Below are 16,941 nucleotides of genomic sequence, written 5' to 3'. Positions count from 1 at the left end.
TAAATCAACTTGAGGGGTGATTAGTTTGAGTATATACGATATTAAAGTGAAAAAATCAGATGGTCATGAGTATGAGTTAGGTGAGTACAAGGGAAAACCTATGCTAATCGTTAACACAGCAACTAAATGTGGTCTAGCAGGTCAGTTTAATGGACTTGAAAAAATATACAATGATCATAAAGATGAAGGACTTGTTGTACTCGGATTTCCTTCCAACCAATTCAAACAAGAGTTAGGTAATGCAGAAGAAGCAGAGCAAGCTTGTCGAATGAGCTACGGAGTTACGTTTCCTATGCACGAAATGACTAAGCTTAATGGAAAAGATGCACATCCGCTATTTCAATATTTAACTACCAATAGTAAAGGTATCTTATCAAAAAGCATTAAGTGGAATTTCACTAAATTTCTTGTCGATAAAAATGGGGAAATCATAAAAAGATATGCTCCAACAGATAGTCCAGAATCGATAAAAGCAGACATTGAAAAAATGATTACTACATAGATATTGAGGTTTTGGGAAGGAAATATATAAAAATAACAATGAGCACTAGGGGCAAGGGACTTGTAAGTTTGTTTCAAGGGGAACTCGAGCTAAGTAACCGTTAATTTATACTTTATTGTGTGCAACTTTAATATTAAGAGCTTATTTATTGAATGTAGCGCAGTTCGACGACTTCTGTGTAAAAGCGCGAGGGATAGACTACAGGCTCGAGCCGTGCCCAAGGAAAGCGTCCGACCGGAACGAAAATCAATAGAATATATGGGTTTTGTTTCTAAAAGAACGGGCATCTTTTTGCCCGTTTTTTTATGTTTAAAAAAAGAGGATAAAGGGAATTACAGGAAAAAAAGAAAGTGGGGAAAACAAATGGGGAAATTAGTAGAAAAGGAACAGGTACTTCTAGCTTACTATGTTTGTAACTTCTTGGAGAAGAATGAAAAAAATGAAGGAGAACTTAGAGAGGCTTTAAACAATGTAGGTGAAAATTTAACAAGCATTCAGACAGAGCTGAGCGAAAAAGGATTATTAAGTGATCATGATCGAATGATCACCAATGAGGGAATACTATATTTGGACAATATATTACACATTCAATCTGATGCAGTAGAACGAAATAAATTAGCCTATGTAAAGGATAATCTTCTGACATATGACATAGAGTTATCCGTTCCAGGAATTAAGGAGTATATTCATAAGCATGTAGGAATTGAATAATATATAGCGCACGTTTGTCTAGTTTCTACTAGGCAGACGTGTTTTTTGTATACCTATAGAAGAAAGGCATTATTTGTGGTAAGATTCTTCTTATTAAAATTTCAGGATAAAGAAGGAGTAGCGGTGGTAAAAACTAAAAAGAACAATCTTGGCGAAAAGTTGAGTTTATTCACACTGACTTGGCCAATTTTTTTAGAAGTATTTTTGTTTATGTTAATGGGTATTGCAGATACGTTCATGCTTAGTGCAGTATCAGATGATGCTGTATCTGGAGTAGGAGCAGCGAATCAGTATATTCATATAGCTATACTAGTATTAGAAGTTGTCGGAAATGGTGCAGCTATTGTCGTATCTCAATACTTAGGCTCGAAAAGATATTTAGAAGCATCGAAGATATCCGGTTTAGCAGTAACATTAAATTTATGTGTAGGGATTCTGCTGAGCATTGGTTTTGTTGTATTTTCTAAAAATATGATGATTGCGATGAATTTGCAAGGGGACGTGCTTGTTCATGCACATCAATATTTGTCTATTGTTGGTGGAGCTATTTTCTTGCAAGCCATTATTAACGCACTTGCCGCTATCATTCGTGTTCATGGCTTTACAAAGCAGACGATGTTTGTTTCCCTTGGGATGAATATTATCCACGTTCTAGGTAACTATGTATTAATATTTGGGAAATTTGGCTTCCCAGAATTAGGTGTTCAAGGAGCAGCTATTTCATCTGTGCTTAGTCGTTTTATCGCGTTACTTGTATTTTTCTGGCTGCTGTACCGAGTGATGGAGTATCGGGTGCAGGTTAATTATTATTTTACTATTTCGAAGGAATATATTAAAAAGATTCTAAGAATTGGTCTTCCATCTGCTTTTGAACAGATTTTATACCAAGGCTGTCAAATTGTATTTTTATATTATGTTACTTATTTGGGAGCAGAATCATTGGCAGCTAGGCAATATGCCGTGAATATCTCGATGTTCACTTATTTATTTGCAATCGCCATCGGTATGGGAACAGCAATTATTGTCGGAAGATTTGTAGGGGCAAATGAAAAAGAAGAAGCATTTAAATCGGTATGGTTTAGTGTCAAATGGGCGATGATTTTTACGTTAACACTAGTAACGATTGTCATCATCCTTCGTTATCCATTAATGAGTTTATTTACGGACAATGAACAAATTATCGAAATTGGAGCCTCTGTGCTGCTACTAAGCTTTGCATTAGAAACTGGTCGCACCGTAAATATTGTCATTATCAATTCCTTGCGTGCAGCGGGTGATGCAACTTTTCCAGTAATTATGGGAGCATTGTCTATGGTATTAATGAGTTTACCGTTAGGCTATTTTTTGATATTTGTACTGGATTTAGGGTTAGTTGGTGTTTGGCTGGCGATAGCAGCAGATGAGTGGACTCGTGCCACTATTATGTATTTTAGATGGAAAAGTCGACGTTGGGAAAGGTTCGCACTTGTACATCCTAAAGAAAGGGAAGATGGGCTACGTGAAACCTGAGCAAGTATCAAAAATGCGGCAAAACCTAGTCCCTTTGAAGTCACCTTAAGTAAAAAGCAATCTTTAGTCAAGAATCGACTAGAGATTGCTTTTTAGATTGCATTAACAAATGGTTAGTACTTTTAACTTTTTCAATTGATCTACTGCTTTTCTCAGTATTTCGATATCCTGCACTAATGCAATACGAACAAAGCCGGCTCCGGCAGACCCAAAAACAGTTCCTGGCACCATTACTACACCGGTTTGATCAATTACTTCAAAAACGAAATCTTTGTCATTCATTTGAAAAGGATATTTTGCCCAAACGAACATCCCGCCAGTAGAAGGAGCTACCTTCCATCCTAAATCAGTTAATGCATTTGTGAGGAAGGCATGTCTTTCTGAAAAAGTCTTGCGCAAGCTTTCTGTTATTTCCTCTGCATGGTTTAACGCAACAATCCCGGCTTCTTGAATAGGACCGAATATCCCAAAATCTAAATTGGATTTTAGCTGCTTCATGATACTGATCATCTCTGCATTTCCTGCGATATAAGCGATTCTGGTACCAGCAAGGCTAAAGCTTTTCGATAAAGAGTTGATCTCTATACCTACGTCTAACGCGCCTGGTGTGGAGAGAAAGCTACTTGGTGAATTTCCGGTAAAATAGAATTCTGAATAGGCCGCATCGTGTAGAATAATTACATTGTATTTATTGGCAAAGGCAACAACTTTTTCAAAGAAAATCGGATCAGGCATTGCTGGAACTGGATTTCCAGGTAAATTTAATATCATGAGTTTTGCTCTCATCGCAATTTCTTCAGGTATTGCATCTAAGTCAGGTAAGAATTTGTTTTCCTCTAAAAGTTCCATATAATAGGGGGCAGCACCGGCAAGTTTAATCCCCGCATCATAGGCTACATAACCAGGGTTTGTTGTAAGAATAATATCTCCTTCATCACAAAATGCTAGTGGGAGATGGACGAGTCCTTCTTGTGAACCCATCGTTTGAACAATCTGTGTCTTTGGATCCAAAGTAACATTGGAGCGACGTTTATAGTAATCTGCTACGGCTTCATGGAAGCGCATAGTTCCAGTAAGTGTATAACCATATGAATCAGTCAAATAGCTGAGATCTGACAAAACTTTTCTTGCGCGCTCATCTGGTGGGAGGTCAGGACTACCTAAGCTTAAATCATATAAGTCGAAGCCTTGAGCTTGTTTGGCAGCTGCGGCGGCTTTCAAGTCTCCAAAAATTGCTTTTTCAAATAACGACATTTTTGTAGATGGTTGAACTTTCAATATAAGCACTCCTAACACGAATGAAATTTTATGTTTTATCATATCACAATTTTCAATACAATTGTGAAAAATATGAAATACAATATATTACGTTGAAAAATAAAAAACCCTACGATTTAATTATAAAAATCGTAGGGTTCTAATCACTTTACTGAAGATTTTTCCATTAATCTCAGTACTCCATCGGTCATTTCATAAACTTTGTCACAATACTCAATGAGGCGTGTATCATGGGTTACAACGATTGTAGTAGTTTTGTTTTGCTTTGTTTCTTTTTTTAATAACTCCATAACTTCATATGCTTTCTCCGAATCTAAAGATGCGGTAGGCTCATCCGCTAGAAGAATGGAAGGCTTACTATACAAGGCTTTGGCAATGGCGACACGTTGTCGCTCCCCGCCAGATAAATCGGCTGGATATTTTTTGCGTAAATCTTTAATGCCGAGGTTGTCGTATAAAGCATCCAATTCCTCTGTTGTCATATTATCTTTTTTTACATTATCTAATAGCTTCATTTGATTATCGACATTTAAAAATGGTACTAGATTAGATGCTTGCAAGATAAATCCAATTTCTTTTAAACGAACTTTTGAGCGTTTTTTCTCGTTTAAATTTGCAAGATCCTGGTTTTTAACTAAAACACCGCCACTTGAAGGAGTTTGTAATCCTCCAGCAATCGTCAAAAAAGTACTTTTTCCTGAACCCGAGGGACCAATGACTGCTATTAGCTCTCCTTGCTCAGCAGAAAAGTTTGTTTCTTTTAAAGCATCCACCTGTTTATGTCCCGTTCCAAATGTTTTTGTTACGTTATTAAGTTCTAAAATAGCCATTTTATTAACCTCCTATTGCTTTAAGCGGATCAATTTTTACGATAGTTAACACCGAGAATACAGCACCAAGGATAGCAACGGTTATGAGGACTACGCCGTAGATAATCATGGTGAAAATATCAAAGGAAACCGGAACTGCACTTGGTAAAAATGCTCCAGAAATCAGTGTTAGCGCAAAGCCGACAACAACACCGGTGAATGCCAATAAAAATGTTTGGGCAATAACAGAACGAGATAAATATCCGTTTGAAATACCTTGTGCCTTCATTACTCCAAACATACTAATCTTTTGAACTGTTAAAACATAAAGGAAGATTGCCACAATGACAGATGAAATAGCAAATAAGAAATAAATCATAAAGTTCAACGTTAAGGCTTGTTCCGTATATCCTGGAAGGTTTTCAATAAATGTTTCTATTTCAATAATCTCAAGATCTTCATTAGAGGTAGAGATGGAAGAAAGGTCACCTGCACGAACAACAATACCATTTATTTGTGTTTCGTTTTCTGTTGCAGCTTCTCCAAACTTAATCTTGTGAAAAGTATCTATTTCGCCGTAAAGAACTGGAGCTGCATTGAAGCGTGCACTATCTGTAAAACCTACAATTGTTAATTTTTCATCAGTAGAAGATAGTTCAAGCTCGTCTCCAAGTTTAAATCCATCCTCTTTTAGCGTGTCACTAGCAATTACTTCATTGACTTCTGAAAAAACTTCTCCTTCTGTTACGTCAGGCATAATGAATTCTTCAGGATCGATACCAAAAAGAGAAATATTTTGTTTGGCCTCACCATTTGTTGCGATTGAATTTAATTGTCCAAGAATTGCTGTTTTGTTTTCGCTAATAGCATCTAGCTCTTCGGTAGTTAGAGAGGATTGCGGTAAGCTTTTATCGGACTCTTCGGTTAGAATAATGGCAGTCGCACCCCACTTGTCGACTGCTTCCCTATTCAAGCTCGCTAACCCAGTTGCTAGCCCAGATAAGAAAAATACTAAGTAGGAGACAAGCATTAATACTCCTACAATCAATGTGAAGCGAAGCTTATTCTTTTTCATTTCATTCCAAGCTAAAAACATTTGGTCACATCCTGTTAGTCAATTTATTAAATGGATCATATCATAATTATTCTTATTTGTCTAATGTTTGTATAATCTTTTTTGCAATAATTTACCCAAGATGCACCCATATAAAACGTGTCCAATCAACCAATATACTAGAGAAGGAATGCTAGAAATTGCTGGGGTTCTATTGGATAAAAGTGTAGTAGGAAAGTAGAGAGCTCCAATAATAAAACAAATCGAAACACAAATTCCTATGACACTGCCGGTAGACTTTGGTTGCAGACGTTGAATGAACAAAAATAAAAAAATCGAAAGTACTATGGATACTAGTAAATGAAATGCAACCTCCACTACTTCCGGAAACGTAAACTCGTTTAAATGGGGTATGTAATCTATATTTAATAATAGGGTATACACTTGATACCCCGTTATTGACTGAATTACTTTGAAAAAGAGGGTCAAACCTACACCTGCTATAATTCCGTCTAGAATAATCCTTACATATAAATTTGTATTTAATTTCACTTAAATTCACTTCCTATCGATTAGGGTCTTTTCTTTATATTAATCGGTTGTATAATGTTTGTATATTGAATGTTATACTATTTTTTATTATAATGAGGCATACTTATGGAACAATTTATTTCGAACTAGTAGCAAGGGGGGGCATTTATGGGCGAAACACGAGGAAATGGAATATATACGATTAAGCAAGTTTCAGATGTCACTGGCTTGTCTAAACAAGTTATACGTAAATGGGAAGAGCGTTATGAGCTTGTACAACCTGAACGATTAGAAAATGGATATAGAGTATATAGCGAAAAAGATGTAAATGCGTTATTAAGTGTTAAGATTCTTTCTGAAAAAGGATATTCGATTAAACAAGCCATAGAGATGATGGAAAAGGAACCTGACAATGTAGGAGCAATTTTTATAGCGGAGCCACCTAAACTAAACAAATTCAACGATTACGTCATTCAATTACTAGAAAAAGGAACATATTGTAATGAAGGAGAATTAAATCTTATATTGCAACAGGCCTATCATCAGTTAGGGTTAGACCTATTTATCAGTAATGTGGTTATCCCTTTTCTACATGAAGTAGGAGCTAGGTGGGAAAGAGAAGAATGGGACGAATACCAGGAGGCAGTATCTAGCATGAGTGTTCGGGATTATTTAATACAAATTAGAAAGACCTTTCAGCTAAGGGAGGATGCACCGGTAGTTATTGGTGCATGTTTGCCTGAGGAAAATCATGAGTTACCGATGCATATTGTTTTGCTGCAATTCATGCTTCGTGGTTGGAAAACTGTTTTAGTAGGTGCATCACCAGCACCGGGAGCAATCGAATCATTAGTCTGTAAGTTAAAACCCAAGATTGTTTTACTTTCAGCATCCACGACATTGCCATTTGAAAGGGATCCAAAGTTACTCCGAAGACTAGACCAATTTGCAGGTGAACAAGACCAGGTTACGTTTTATATAGGAGGAATGGGTTCACATAATTATTTAAAAGGGAAACAACTAAAATCAATTCACATAAGTAATGATTTGGAGGAAGTTTTTAATACAAAATGACAAAGCTCAGACTGTAGACAAACTCGAATAATCTCGAGTTTGCCAACAGTCTTTTTTCTTATAAAATAGTATTAATAATTTAAAGTTGGTTGATTTTTGTTCCGGCGGTCGCTTTCCGCGGGCCCGGCTCAAGCCTCCTCGTCGCAAGCTCCTGCGGGGTCTCGAGACTCGGGCTGTTCCCGCAGGAGTCGCCGCCTACACTACAATCAACTACTATCTAAATAAACGTCGAGGTGAATGGATAGGATGACTAAAAATCAACATATTGATTGCGAAGTATTTTGCCTTTCATATATATATTTCAATAATCTAAAATCTATTAGCTTTACAAAAGGCATTCAGAATGTGACGATTCTGATCCCTTTGTCTTCAATCTGAAAGAGGCTGGGGCAGAAGTAGTCTCAATCAATGAAAAAAGTGAAATCTTGTGCGATATTATTTTTTAACTGTTAAATCTAGAGGTAAAATGATTTGGTTCTTGTAATAATCTTTAAACATAGCGACACATCTTTCTTTTAGAATTTGCTAGTAAGATACTTAAATTTAACAGTAGTTGTCCTTTTTTATGTTTGAATTTATGCAGAGATTTAATTTACTTTATAAAGAGGGGAAATAGTTGTTCGCAGTGAAGGCGGCGACTCCTTTGGGACAAGCGCGTGGGAGAGACTACAGGCTCGACCCGTGCCCCCAGGAAAGCGTCCGCCGTAACGGAGAACAACGGCGACGAAGCTGAAATAAAGAAGGAAGCAGTCCCAATTTTACGATAAGTAAAATTGGGACTGCTTTTGATTTTGAGATAGGTTCTGTCCCAGACTCTTTTTTAATATTTAAAAGAGTATAAGCAAACAATCTATCGGAATCCCACCGAAACTGAAGGGAAGAGGTTTAGAGCAAAGGGAGCTAACCTCTTCGTAGTATTTAATGGACTATTTAGCAACCGTAGTGATGTTTTGGAAAATTTATAGATGCTAAAAATTTCGTCGAATGATTAGAAATATATAGATTTGTATATCCTTTTCTAAGAAGTTCCTAGTAAGATCATTATCTTTAAGGAGACGATGTAAATGACAGAAAAACCGAAAAACTATTCAAGAAGAGATTTTCTTAAAACTACAGGGATTGCTACTGGTGCTTTAATAGGTGGGGGGTTAATAGGTGGCTTAGTTGGGCTAAATGTAGACAAGACAGGTCAACAAGTATCTGATACAGGTACTACCAATCACGGCATGCCCACTAACGAGGGGTTTCAATTTTTTCAAAATCAGAGAGAATTCGATGTGCTTTCTAATGCGACAGAGCGTATTTTTCCAAAAGATGACCTAGGACCAGGCGCTATTGAGTTAGGGGTACCCTATTTTATAGATCGTCAGCTGGCGGGACAGTACGGAAGCAATACGAAAGAATACATGCAAGGTCCGTTTGCTGTAGGTGCTAAAACTCAAGGCTATCAGAGTCGATTGACACGAGCGTCTATCTTTAGGCAGGGAATTGCTAAGTTGGAGGAAGAGGCAAACAAGCGATTTGAAAAAGGATTTTCCAGTTTAGAAGCACAGCAAATGGATGAGATATTAACTGCTTTTCAAAACGATGAAATTCCTATGACGGGAGTTACTTCAGCATTTTTCTTCCGCTTACTTCGAACGGCCACGTTAGAGGGAGCTTATTCAGATCCAATGTATGGTGGAAATCGCAATATGGATGGTTGGAAAATGAAAGAGTTTCCTGGTCACCAAATGGCCTATATTAATGTCATTGAAAAAGAAAAGTTCCAAAAAATTGAGCCAAAATCACTTGGTGGAATGTAAAGGAAAGTAGAGGGATAAACTTATGGCTACAACATTACCAAAAATAGATGTGGTTATCGTTGGTTTAGGTTGGACTGGTGGAATCATTGCGGCTGAATGTGCTAAAGCAGGGTTAAAGGTTATTGGTTTAGAAAGAGGAAGAAAACGAGGAACTGAGGACTATCAGAAAATACATGACGAATATCGGTATGCTGTTCGTTACGAATTAATGCAGGATGTAGCAAAAGAGACTATTACCATTCGAAATAACCGTAAGATGCCAGCATTACCTATGAGACAGATGAGCTCATTCCTACTCGGTGAAGGGTTGGGAGGTTCGGGAACTCATTGGAATGGGCATACGTGGAGATTTTATCCATATGATTTTCAAATTAAAACGATGACAGATGAAAAATATGGTCCAAATAAATTATCTAGTGATTATTTGCTTCAAGATTGGGGTGTTACCTATGATGAACTAGAACCTTATTTTTATAAATATGATCAGACGGCAGGAATTTCTGGAGAAGATAAAAATCCTTTTTGGGGGAAGAGAGCACAGGATTTTCCTACTCCTCCAATGAAAAAAACGGCCATTTTGAAAAAGTTTGAAGGGGCAACCAAATCACTAGGATATTCTCCATTTATGCTCCCATCTGCTAATTTATCAGAACCCTACACAAACCCAGACGGTGCGGTCTTGAATGCTTGCCAATACTGTGGTTTCTGTGAGCGATTTGGCTGCGAGTATGGTGCAAAAACATCACCTGAGGTAACTGTTATACCTACCGCAATAAAAACTGGGAATTTTGAAGCGAGATTTCATGCAAATGTTGTGGAAGTCATAAAAAGTGGAAATAAGGTGACTGGTGTAAAATATTTGGATACTCAGTCTGGAGAAGAGTTTATCCAAGAAGCTGAAGTAGTTGTTCTGGCAAGCTATGTTATGAATAATGCCAAATTGCTTATGGTATCTAATATTGGTGAACAGTATGACCCTGAAACTGGAAAGGGAACGCTTGGTAAAAATTACTGCTATCAAATATTACCAGGTGCAACTGGATACTTTGAAGAGCAAATGAACACATTTATGGGGGCAGGAGCTCTTGGTATGTCTATTGATGATTATAATGCAGATAACTTTGATCATAGTGACTTAGACTTTATTCATGGTGGCAGTATTTCCATCACACAAACCGGATATAGACCTATCGAAACAAATCCAATACAACGAGGAACACCGACTTGGGGAGCAGAGTTTAAGAAAAATTCAATTTACAATTATACTCGCACATTATCAATTGGAGCTCAGGGTGCCTCGATGCCGCATAAGGAAAATTACTTGTCTTTAGATAGTAAATACAAGGACGTTTATGGGTTGCCGCTACTTCAAATGACGTATAATTTTACAGATCAGGATAGAGCGTTGCATAAGTATATTACAAAAGTAACTCAAAATATTATGAAGGAAATGGGAGCGAAAACGGTAGAAGGAAAAGAGGTCATAACGGATTATGATATTGTAGGTTATCAGACAACTCATAATACGGGAGGCACTATCATGGGGGCTAGTCCTGAAAATAGCGTAGTAAATCCGTATTTACAACACTGGGATGCAGAGAACTTGTTTGTAGTAGGGGCAGGAAACTTTCCCCATAATGGAGGTTACAATCCTACGGGAACAGTAGCAGCTCTAGCCTATAAAAGCGCAGAAGGAATTATTAAATATAGTAAAACGGGAGGTTCACTCGTTTAAATATATTTTGTTATAATAGATTAAAATGTCAGAACTCAATAATATTTAGAAACCAACTATTTTTGCTATAATAGTTGGTTTTTAATTTGATGAAATTTTAGTACAAAAAGGCGAGTTTATGATATGATTAAACTAATAACCAGGTACTAATAACAGGTATAATATATGTAAATAATAAATTGGAGGTATTTATGAGAGACTTAATACAATTAAAAGACAAAAACATTGTTGTAATGGGTGTTGCGAATGAACGTAGCCTTGCATGGGGAGTAGCAAAATCATTATTTGAAGTTGGCGCAAATGTTATCTTTACATACCGTAAAGAACGTTCCCTAGGAAAAATAGAAAAGTTATTGAAGGATAATAACTTAGATGCAAAACTAGTAGTAGAATGTGATGTAAATAGTGATGATAGTATGAAAGCAGCTTTTCAACAGATTGGACAGGAAGTTGGAGTGATCCATGGTCTAGTTCACTCAGTCGCATTTGCACATGCAGAAGATCTTAAAGGAGACTTCCTACAAACATCTAGAGAAGGATATTCTTTCGCTCAGGATACAAGTGCGTACTCACTAATCGCTGCAGCTAGAGAAGCAGCTCCGTTTATGACAGAGGGTGGTTCTATCGTAACGATGACATATTTAGGGGCTGAACGTGTATTAGAAGGTTACAATGTGATGGGAATTGCTAAAGCATCTTTAGAAGCATCCGTTAAGTATTTGGCCTTGGACTTAGGAAAAAACAATGTACGTGTAAATGCTGTTTCGGCTGGAGCAGTTAGAACACTAGCGGCAAAGGGAATCGCTTCTTTCAATACAATTTTGCATCAAATTGAAGAAAAGTCACCCCTTAAACGAAATGTAACACAGCAAGAAGTTGGCGATATGACCGTAGCGCTATTGAGTAATTTGTCGAGTGGTGTAACAGGAGAGGTCATCTTCGTAGATTCTGGCTACAACATCATGGGTTAAATTGATCATAAGAAAAACCGAACAAAAAGACGCCAGGTAATTCAAGGTCAAAACCTGCTTCTATCGTTTTCGAAGGGCTTTGGACAGTCGTTTTTCTATATTATTACCGAGTGAATTATTAGGGGTGCTAGTTGGTTGTGACGTCCGTCACAACCAACTAGCACCCTTTTTTTCGGTAATCTTATGGCGTTTGTTTATCCGTCACCATCCTAGGAAATTAGTGGTACCATAAAGCGGTGGAGGATGATCTAGTCATTTTCCTCCGCTTTTTATTGACCTAAATATAAAACGTATAATCCTCTGGTAATACGCGTTTTAGGAATTTCTTCGTACGCTCTTCCTTTGGACTTACGAAGATATCGTGAGAGGAACCTTCTTCCACTACTACTCCTCCATCCATAAAGATAACGTGCGAAGCAACATCCTTTGCAAATGACATTTCGTGTGTAACTACTAGCATCGTCGTACCTTCATTGGCAATATTCTTCATAACCGTTAGTACTTCACCAACCAATTCTGGATCTAATGCAGAGGTTGGCTCATCAAATAAGATAATATCTGGATTTAACGCTACAGCACGAGCAATTCCAACTCGCTGCTGCTGACCACCGGAAAGCTGGCTAGGGTAGGAGTCGTATTTATCGGATAAACCTACTTTGTCAAGAGCTTTTTTACCAATTGCAATAGCGTCTGCCTTAGGTATTTTACGACCGATGATCAAACCTTCCGTAACGTTTTCTATTGCTGTTTTATTGTTAAATAAATTATAGTTTTGAAAAACGAAAGCCGTTTTTTGTCGAATCGCATGTATATCTTTTTTAGAGGCATCGTGCAAATTTACTTGTAAATCACCAAAAGTTGCATTTCCACTATCGGCTCTTTCTAAAAAATTGATACAGCGGAGTAAAGTAGTTTTTCCAGATCCACTTGGACCGAGAATAACTACTACATCCCCTTTATCAATACTTAAATCGACACCCTTGAGTATCTCGTTTTTACCGAATGATTTATGAATGTCATTGATTTTTAACATGTCTAATCCTCCTTAAGCGCTCGCATACTTGTATCTACGTAGGCGTTTTTCATATAGTTTAAATCCGTATTCTACAAGACTACACAAAATAATATATACAAGGAAAATATCTATATAAGCTTCCACATAGTTATAGCCTGCGTTTGCTGCAACTTTCGCCTTCAATGTGATTTCCTGTAGAGACATAGCATAGCCGAGTGATGTAGCTTTTATAAGATTTACGGTAGCCGTACAAATATTAGGCATAGCAACAACCAGTGCTTGAGGTATAATGATTCGGCGATAGGCTTGAAAATTAGAAAGACCCACTGATTGAGCTGCTTCGAGTTGTCCTTTGTTTACAGTACTTAACGCTGATCTAAATACCTCTATCAATATAGCTGTAGTGCTGAAAGAGAATACGATAAAAGCGTACCAAATAGGATTGATGTCGTAGACGTTAATATTAATATTGTACCGATTAAAGAAAAGCGAGAGTATTAATGGCACACTTGCATAAACGATGAAAATTTGAATAATAATCGGAGTACCTCTGACAAAAGAAACGTAAATTCGCGAGAACCAATTTAATACAGGCACTTGGTTAATGCGTGTTAAAGCAAGTAAAAAACCTAAAGGCAGTGCAACAAGTAAAGCTACAATCGTAACGAAAAGCGTAATTGGCACACCGGATAACGCAACGAAAAATGTATCTATTAAAAACGTATAATTTAAACCTTCCGACATTATTTACACTCCTTAATTCGTGTTAATTGTTTGCTTTCCTTTGCTAAATACTTTTTCAAGCTTCCCAAAGAATTTTTCAATTAGTATAGATAAAACCCAGTAAACAATCGCAAGAGCGATGAAGATCTCTAATGCATGTGTATTGTAGTTAGCGGCAATGATTAAATTCGCTTTACCAACGATATCGATTAACCCGATTGTATAAGCGAGGGAGCCTTCTTGAAGTAATGCGATTAGCCCATTTCCGAAGTTAGGAAGTCCAACAACAAGCGCTTGTGGAAAAATGATTCGTCTATATGCTTGAAAGGGGCTTAAACCCACGCTGACAGCGGCTTCAAATTGCCCTTTCTCAATGGACTCATAGGCAGATCTAATAACCTCTGACATTATAGCGGCGAATTGGAGGGTAAATGTAATAACTACAAATACAGCTGTATTTAAATCATGTAAATATAACCCGAAATTATCGGCTAAAGCAGGAACTCCGTAATACACTAAAAACAGTAGCACGATAGATGGCGTACATCTTAAAATTGTAGTATAGAAATTCGCCGTTTTTTGAGCAATTTTACTCTTTCCAAGTTTCATCACCGCAAGGATTAAACCGAAAAAAGTCCCGAAAACAATAGACAAACCCGCAACCATAAAAGTGACTTTTAAAAACGGAAGCAATACTGGAAGTGAATTCCAAATGTACGATATATCAAAGTATTTTTCCATATTACGCATTATTCCCCCTATAAAATTTTGAAAGGCTGCCTGCGCATCCTACGCTAGGCAGCCTCTATAGGAAACATATCTATTATCTTTCTACCTTGTCTAACACTTCAAAAAGGTCCCGACCGTAGAACTCATTGCTAAGTTCGTTCGTTTTCTTATCTTCTTGTAATTTTTTAATAGCTTTGTCGTAAGCATCTGCAAACTCTTGCTCTTTTTTGTTGAATAATGGCCATGTCTTAATAACAGCAAATTCATTGTAAACTACTTCATCTTTTAAGTTGTAGTAAGGGCCAGCCTCATCTAATACTTGTTTTTGGAATGGTCCTTCAATAATGACACCACCGTCTACACGACCTTCATTTACCCATTGAACTACATCTACTGTAAATGCATCTCCAGCATCTAGTTTAACTGGATTGTCTGGGTTTGCTTTGTTATATTCATCTATTACTGTGTACTGTGCATTATTTGCTGCAATCGGTGCTAATGAGAACCCGGCAGATGCAAAATCCTCTAATGATTTAATATGCTCATTCTCTTTTTTCAATACGAGGCCAGCGCTACTTAATCCTAAAAATTCTTTAGGGTAAATAAACTTTTCAGTGCGTTCCTCTGTCCAAAAAGCATTTTTTACACCAACTTGGAACTTCCCTTGCTCTACTCCGATTAGTAGATCATCACTTGTAGTTCCTACATATTCAAATTCATATTCAGGAAGTAATTCATCCACTAGTTTCATAACCTCTACATCGTAGCCAGTCGCATTACCTTTGTCATCTAACCAAGAAATAGGTTTAGAGGCCATGTCATATGCCACTTTTACCTTGCGAACATCTCCGCCCTCTGATGAAGTAGAAGTTTCTCCAGAACCACAAGCCGCTAAAATCGTAATGGATGCTAACCCAACTGCTGCTAATTTAAAATACTTTTTCATATTCATTCTCCTTATCGTTTCTCTAATTTTTTATTTTTATCTTCTTCTAACGCAGAAAGTGCTAGTTTTTTAATGGTCATATCATCCATAGGAGGATTATGGAGTCCTGCACGAACATCTCGGTAATAACGTTGTAGTGGATTTGTTCGCTGCAAGCTTTTGGCACCCACTAAACGCATGGCTTTATCGACAATAGTAATTGCTGAATTAGTAACGATATGCTTCGCTACGCTTACTTCGTTGGATAATAGTTCTTTAGTAGACTCATTGTCATATGCAGAAGCAACTCCGTAAATGACTAATCTAGCCTTTGTAAGCTCTAAATCTATTTCTCCGATAAGCTGCTGAACGTTAGGCAACTGAGCGATAGGTCCATTCAGGCTATTCGGTGAATGGGTATTGGCAAAATGGACTGCGTAATCTTTAGCAGCTTGTGCGATTCCGAGATAGGTTGCTGGTATATGTAGAAGCCAACCATTGATCTTCCCACCACTAGTGAATTCAGGGAGCTCTACCAAATACGATTCATGTACAACTACATTATTTAATACTAAGTCATTACTACTTGTTCCGCGCATGGATACAACATCCCAGGTTTCTTCAATAGAAAGACCTTCTGAATTACGAGGGATTAAGAAGAAGCCAACTCGTTCTTGTTCCTCAATCCAAGCAGATGTTAAAAAGTAGGAAAGCACAGGGGAAGCGGTCGTGAATATTTTACGTCCATTTAAAACCCATGTATCTCCATTCTTAATAGCAGTTGTGCCAGGTCTTCCCCCACGTGTTGGACTTCCAGTCTGAGCTTCACTGACAGAACGATTGATGAGAGCGCCATTTAATACTTCTGCTGCGAAAAAATCTAATTTTTCCTTGGTCCAAAGCTTGTTTTCGTATAGTTCACCAACTACACCTAGGCTCCAGCCCACAGACAAAGCCGTATTTGCATCAAAGCTGGCAAGTGTTTCTTGTAGTAGAACCATATCGTAAACCGAAAAGCCATTGCCTCCATAGGATTCAGGTAGAGTAAGACTTGCATAACCAAGCTTTATCAAATCCTCCACGTTTTCATGTGGGAAAACAGATTGTTCGTCAATTTCCGCGGACTTACTCTTAAATTTATGCTCTAATTCGTATAAACGATTTATCCATTGTCGCTGTTTTTCTGTTTTAATGTATAAGTTACTCAAAATTTATCGTCTCCTTATAATAATTAATCCAATTAGTTAAGTCGGTATTATAAAAAAATAAAAAGCTCTTCACAAACCGAAAGAGCGATTAAAAGTAGTATGTACTTATCTCTCAATTTCTTGCTGGAAGTAGCACCATACCTTAGGCAAGGCGGTTGCTGAAGCATCATCGGACCAGTCCCTTCGCTTCTCTTAATAAGTAGTATGGAGTTGTTAAAATTATCGTACTACTTCACCAGGATGAAGTCAATAGTAATTCATATTATTTCAATCGGAATTGATTGATAGAATTTAAATTGAAGGTTTTTGGAAAGTCATACTGGGTATCTATAATAGTGAAGAGATAAATAGAGGAGGAGTTT

The 16,941-nt window shown here is 37.3% G+C and carries 15 protein-coding genes and 1 riboswitch; of the genes, 7 read left to right on the top strand and 8 right to left on the bottom strand.

Translation table 11 applies throughout. From position 1 onward, the window contains the following. Nucleotides 1-25 precede the first annotated feature (25 nt). The 3 genes from BLR36_RS10690 (at nt 26) to BLR36_RS10680 (ending at nt 2,722) form a co-directional block, all read left to right on the top strand. The gene (locus BLR36_RS10690) at nt 26-502 is read left to right on the top strand and encodes a glutathione peroxidase (RefSeq protein WP_093061731.1); all 477 of its coding nucleotides are present in this window, start codon (nt 26-28) and stop codon (nt 500-502) included. A gap of 363 nt (nt 503-865) precedes the next feature. Further along, nucleotides 866-1,213 carry a hypothetical protein gene (locus tag BLR36_RS10685; RefSeq protein WP_093061730.1) on the top strand — a complete coding sequence of 116 codons (348 nt, stop codon included), beginning with the start codon at nt 866-868 and terminating at the stop codon, nt 1,211-1,213. Between the two features lie 75 nt (nt 1,214-1,288). Beyond that, nucleotides 1,289-2,722 carry an MATE family efflux transporter gene (locus BLR36_RS10680; protein WP_093061729.1) on the top strand — a complete coding sequence of 478 codons (1,434 nt, stop codon included), beginning with the start codon at nt 1,289-1,291 and terminating at the stop codon, nt 2,720-2,722. 102 nt (nt 2,723-2,824) lie between these two features. On the opposite strand, the gene BLR36_RS10675 is transcribed toward BLR36_RS10680, so the two are convergent. The 3 genes from BLR36_RS10675 to BLR36_RS10665 form a co-directional block, all read right to left on the bottom strand. After that, the gene (locus tag BLR36_RS10675) at nt 2,825-4,000 is read right to left on the bottom strand and encodes an aminotransferase class I/II-fold pyridoxal phosphate-dependent enzyme (protein ID WP_093061728.1); all 1,176 of its coding nucleotides are present in this window, start codon (nt 3,998-4,000) and stop codon (nt 2,825-2,827) included. Nucleotides 4,001-4,143: 143 nt separating this feature from the next. Further along, complete coding sequence (locus tag BLR36_RS10670) at nt 4,144-4,830, bottom strand: ABC transporter ATP-binding protein (protein ID WP_093061727.1); 687 nt, start codon at nt 4,828-4,830, stop codon at nt 4,144-4,146. Between the two features lie 4 nt (nt 4,831-4,834). After that, nucleotides 4,835-5,905 (bottom strand): ABC transporter permease, encoded by a 1,071-nt coding sequence (locus tag BLR36_RS10665; RefSeq protein ID WP_093061726.1) that lies wholly within the window; start codon nt 5,903-5,905, stop codon nt 4,835-4,837. Between the two features lie 657 nt (nt 5,906-6,562). Here BLR36_RS10665 and BLR36_RS10655 point away from each other — a divergent pair. The 4 genes from BLR36_RS10655 (at nt 6,563) to fabI (ending at nt 11,979) form a co-directional block, all read left to right on the top strand. Continuing rightward, nucleotides 6,563-7,468, top strand: a complete 906-nt coding sequence (locus BLR36_RS10655) for a MerR family transcriptional regulator (RefSeq protein WP_093061724.1) — start codon at nt 6,563-6,565, stop codon at nt 7,466-7,468. Nucleotides 7,469-8,532: 1,064 nt separating this feature from the next. After that, nucleotides 8,533-9,273, top strand: a complete 741-nt coding sequence (locus BLR36_RS10650; RefSeq protein WP_093061723.1) for a gluconate 2-dehydrogenase subunit 3 family protein — start codon at nt 8,533-8,535, stop codon at nt 9,271-9,273. A 22-nt stretch (nt 9,274-9,295) separates the two neighbouring features. Continuing rightward, nucleotides 9,296-11,008 (top strand): GMC family oxidoreductase, encoded by a 1,713-nt coding sequence (locus tag BLR36_RS10645; protein WP_093061722.1) that lies wholly within the window; start codon nt 9,296-9,298, stop codon nt 11,006-11,008. Between the two features lie 191 nt (nt 11,009-11,199). Continuing rightward, nucleotides 11,200-11,979 (top strand): enoyl-ACP reductase FabI, encoded by a 780-nt coding sequence (gene fabI / locus BLR36_RS10640; RefSeq protein ID WP_093061721.1) that lies wholly within the window; start codon nt 11,200-11,202, stop codon nt 11,977-11,979. A 277-nt stretch (nt 11,980-12,256) separates the two neighbouring features. Here the strand turns inward: fabI and BLR36_RS10635 are convergent, their stop codons facing one another. The 5 genes from BLR36_RS10635 to BLR36_RS10615 form a co-directional block, all read right to left on the bottom strand. Continuing rightward, complete coding sequence (locus BLR36_RS10635; protein ID WP_093061720.1) at nt 12,257-13,012, bottom strand: amino acid ABC transporter ATP-binding protein; 756 nt, start codon at nt 13,010-13,012, stop codon at nt 12,257-12,259. Nucleotides 13,013-13,024: 12 nt separating this feature from the next. After that, the gene (locus tag BLR36_RS10630; protein WP_093061719.1) at nt 13,025-13,738 is read right to left on the bottom strand and encodes an amino acid ABC transporter permease; all 714 of its coding nucleotides are present in this window, start codon (nt 13,736-13,738) and stop codon (nt 13,025-13,027) included. Between the two features lie 12 nt (nt 13,739-13,750). Beyond that, nucleotides 13,751-14,467: an amino acid ABC transporter permease gene (locus tag BLR36_RS10625; RefSeq protein ID WP_254771376.1), complete on the bottom strand. Its 717-nt coding sequence runs from the start codon at nt 14,465-14,467 to the stop codon at nt 13,751-13,753. Between the two features lie 73 nt (nt 14,468-14,540). Then, a complete protein-coding gene (locus tag BLR36_RS10620) occupies nt 14,541-15,392 on the bottom strand; it encodes a transporter substrate-binding domain-containing protein (protein ID WP_254771375.1) in 852 nt (283 codons plus the stop codon). 11 nt (nt 15,393-15,403) lie between these two features. Further along, on the bottom strand, nt 15,404-16,582 hold the full coding sequence (locus BLR36_RS10615; RefSeq protein WP_093061717.1) for an acyl-CoA dehydrogenase family protein: 1,179 nt from the start codon (nt 16,580-16,582) through the stop codon (nt 15,404-15,406). 99 nt (nt 16,583-16,681) lie between these two features. Beyond that, nucleotides 16,682-16,781: riboswitch (SAM riboswitch) on the bottom strand. Between the last annotated feature and the right edge of the window lie 160 nt (nt 16,782-16,941).

Source organism: Psychrobacillus sp. OK028, assembly GCF_900103605.1.
In the GTDB taxonomy this organism is placed as follows: Bacteria; Bacillota; Bacilli; order Bacillales_A; family Planococcaceae; genus Psychrobacillus.
Note: the sequence above shows the minus strand (reverse complement) of the source record. Positions and strands in the feature narration are given on the sequence as shown.

What these genes read in the sequence shown, in the direction of transcription:
- BLR36_RS10685 (WP_093061730.1), top strand. Translation starts at nt 866, where the DNA reads ATGGGGAAATTAGTAGAAAAGGAACAGGTACTTCTAGCTTACTATGTT.
- BLR36_RS10670 (WP_093061727.1), bottom strand. Translation starts at nt 4,830, where the DNA reads ATGGCTATTTTAGAACTTAATAACGTAACAAAAACATTTGGAACGGGA.
- BLR36_RS10665 (WP_093061726.1), bottom strand. Translation starts at nt 5,905, where the DNA reads ATGTTTTTAGCTTGGAATGAAATGAAAAAGAATAAGCTTCGCTTCACA.
- BLR36_RS10655 (WP_093061724.1), top strand. Translation starts at nt 6,563, where the DNA reads ATGGGCGAAACACGAGGAAATGGAATATATACGATTAAGCAAGTTTCA.
- BLR36_RS10650 (WP_093061723.1), top strand. Translation starts at nt 8,533, where the DNA reads ATGACAGAAAAACCGAAAAACTATTCAAGAAGAGATTTTCTTAAAACT.
- BLR36_RS10645 (WP_093061722.1), top strand. Translation starts at nt 9,296, where the DNA reads ATGGCTACAACATTACCAAAAATAGATGTGGTTATCGTTGGTTTAGGT.
- fabI (WP_093061721.1), top strand. Translation starts at nt 11,200, where the DNA reads ATGAGAGACTTAATACAATTAAAAGACAAAAACATTGTTGTAATGGGT.
- BLR36_RS10635 (WP_093061720.1), bottom strand. Translation starts at nt 13,012, where the DNA reads ATGTTAAAAATCAATGACATTCATAAATCATTCGGTAAAAACGAGATA.
- BLR36_RS10630 (WP_093061719.1), bottom strand. Translation starts at nt 13,738, where the DNA reads ATGTCGGAAGGTTTAAATTATACGTTTTTAATAGATACATTTTTCGTT.
- BLR36_RS10625 (WP_254771376.1), bottom strand. Translation starts at nt 14,467, where the DNA reads ATGCGTAATATGGAAAAATACTTTGATATATCGTACATTTGGAATTCA.
- BLR36_RS10620 (WP_254771375.1), bottom strand. Translation starts at nt 15,392, where the DNA reads ATGAAAAAGTATTTTAAATTAGCAGCAGTTGGGTTAGCATCCATTACG.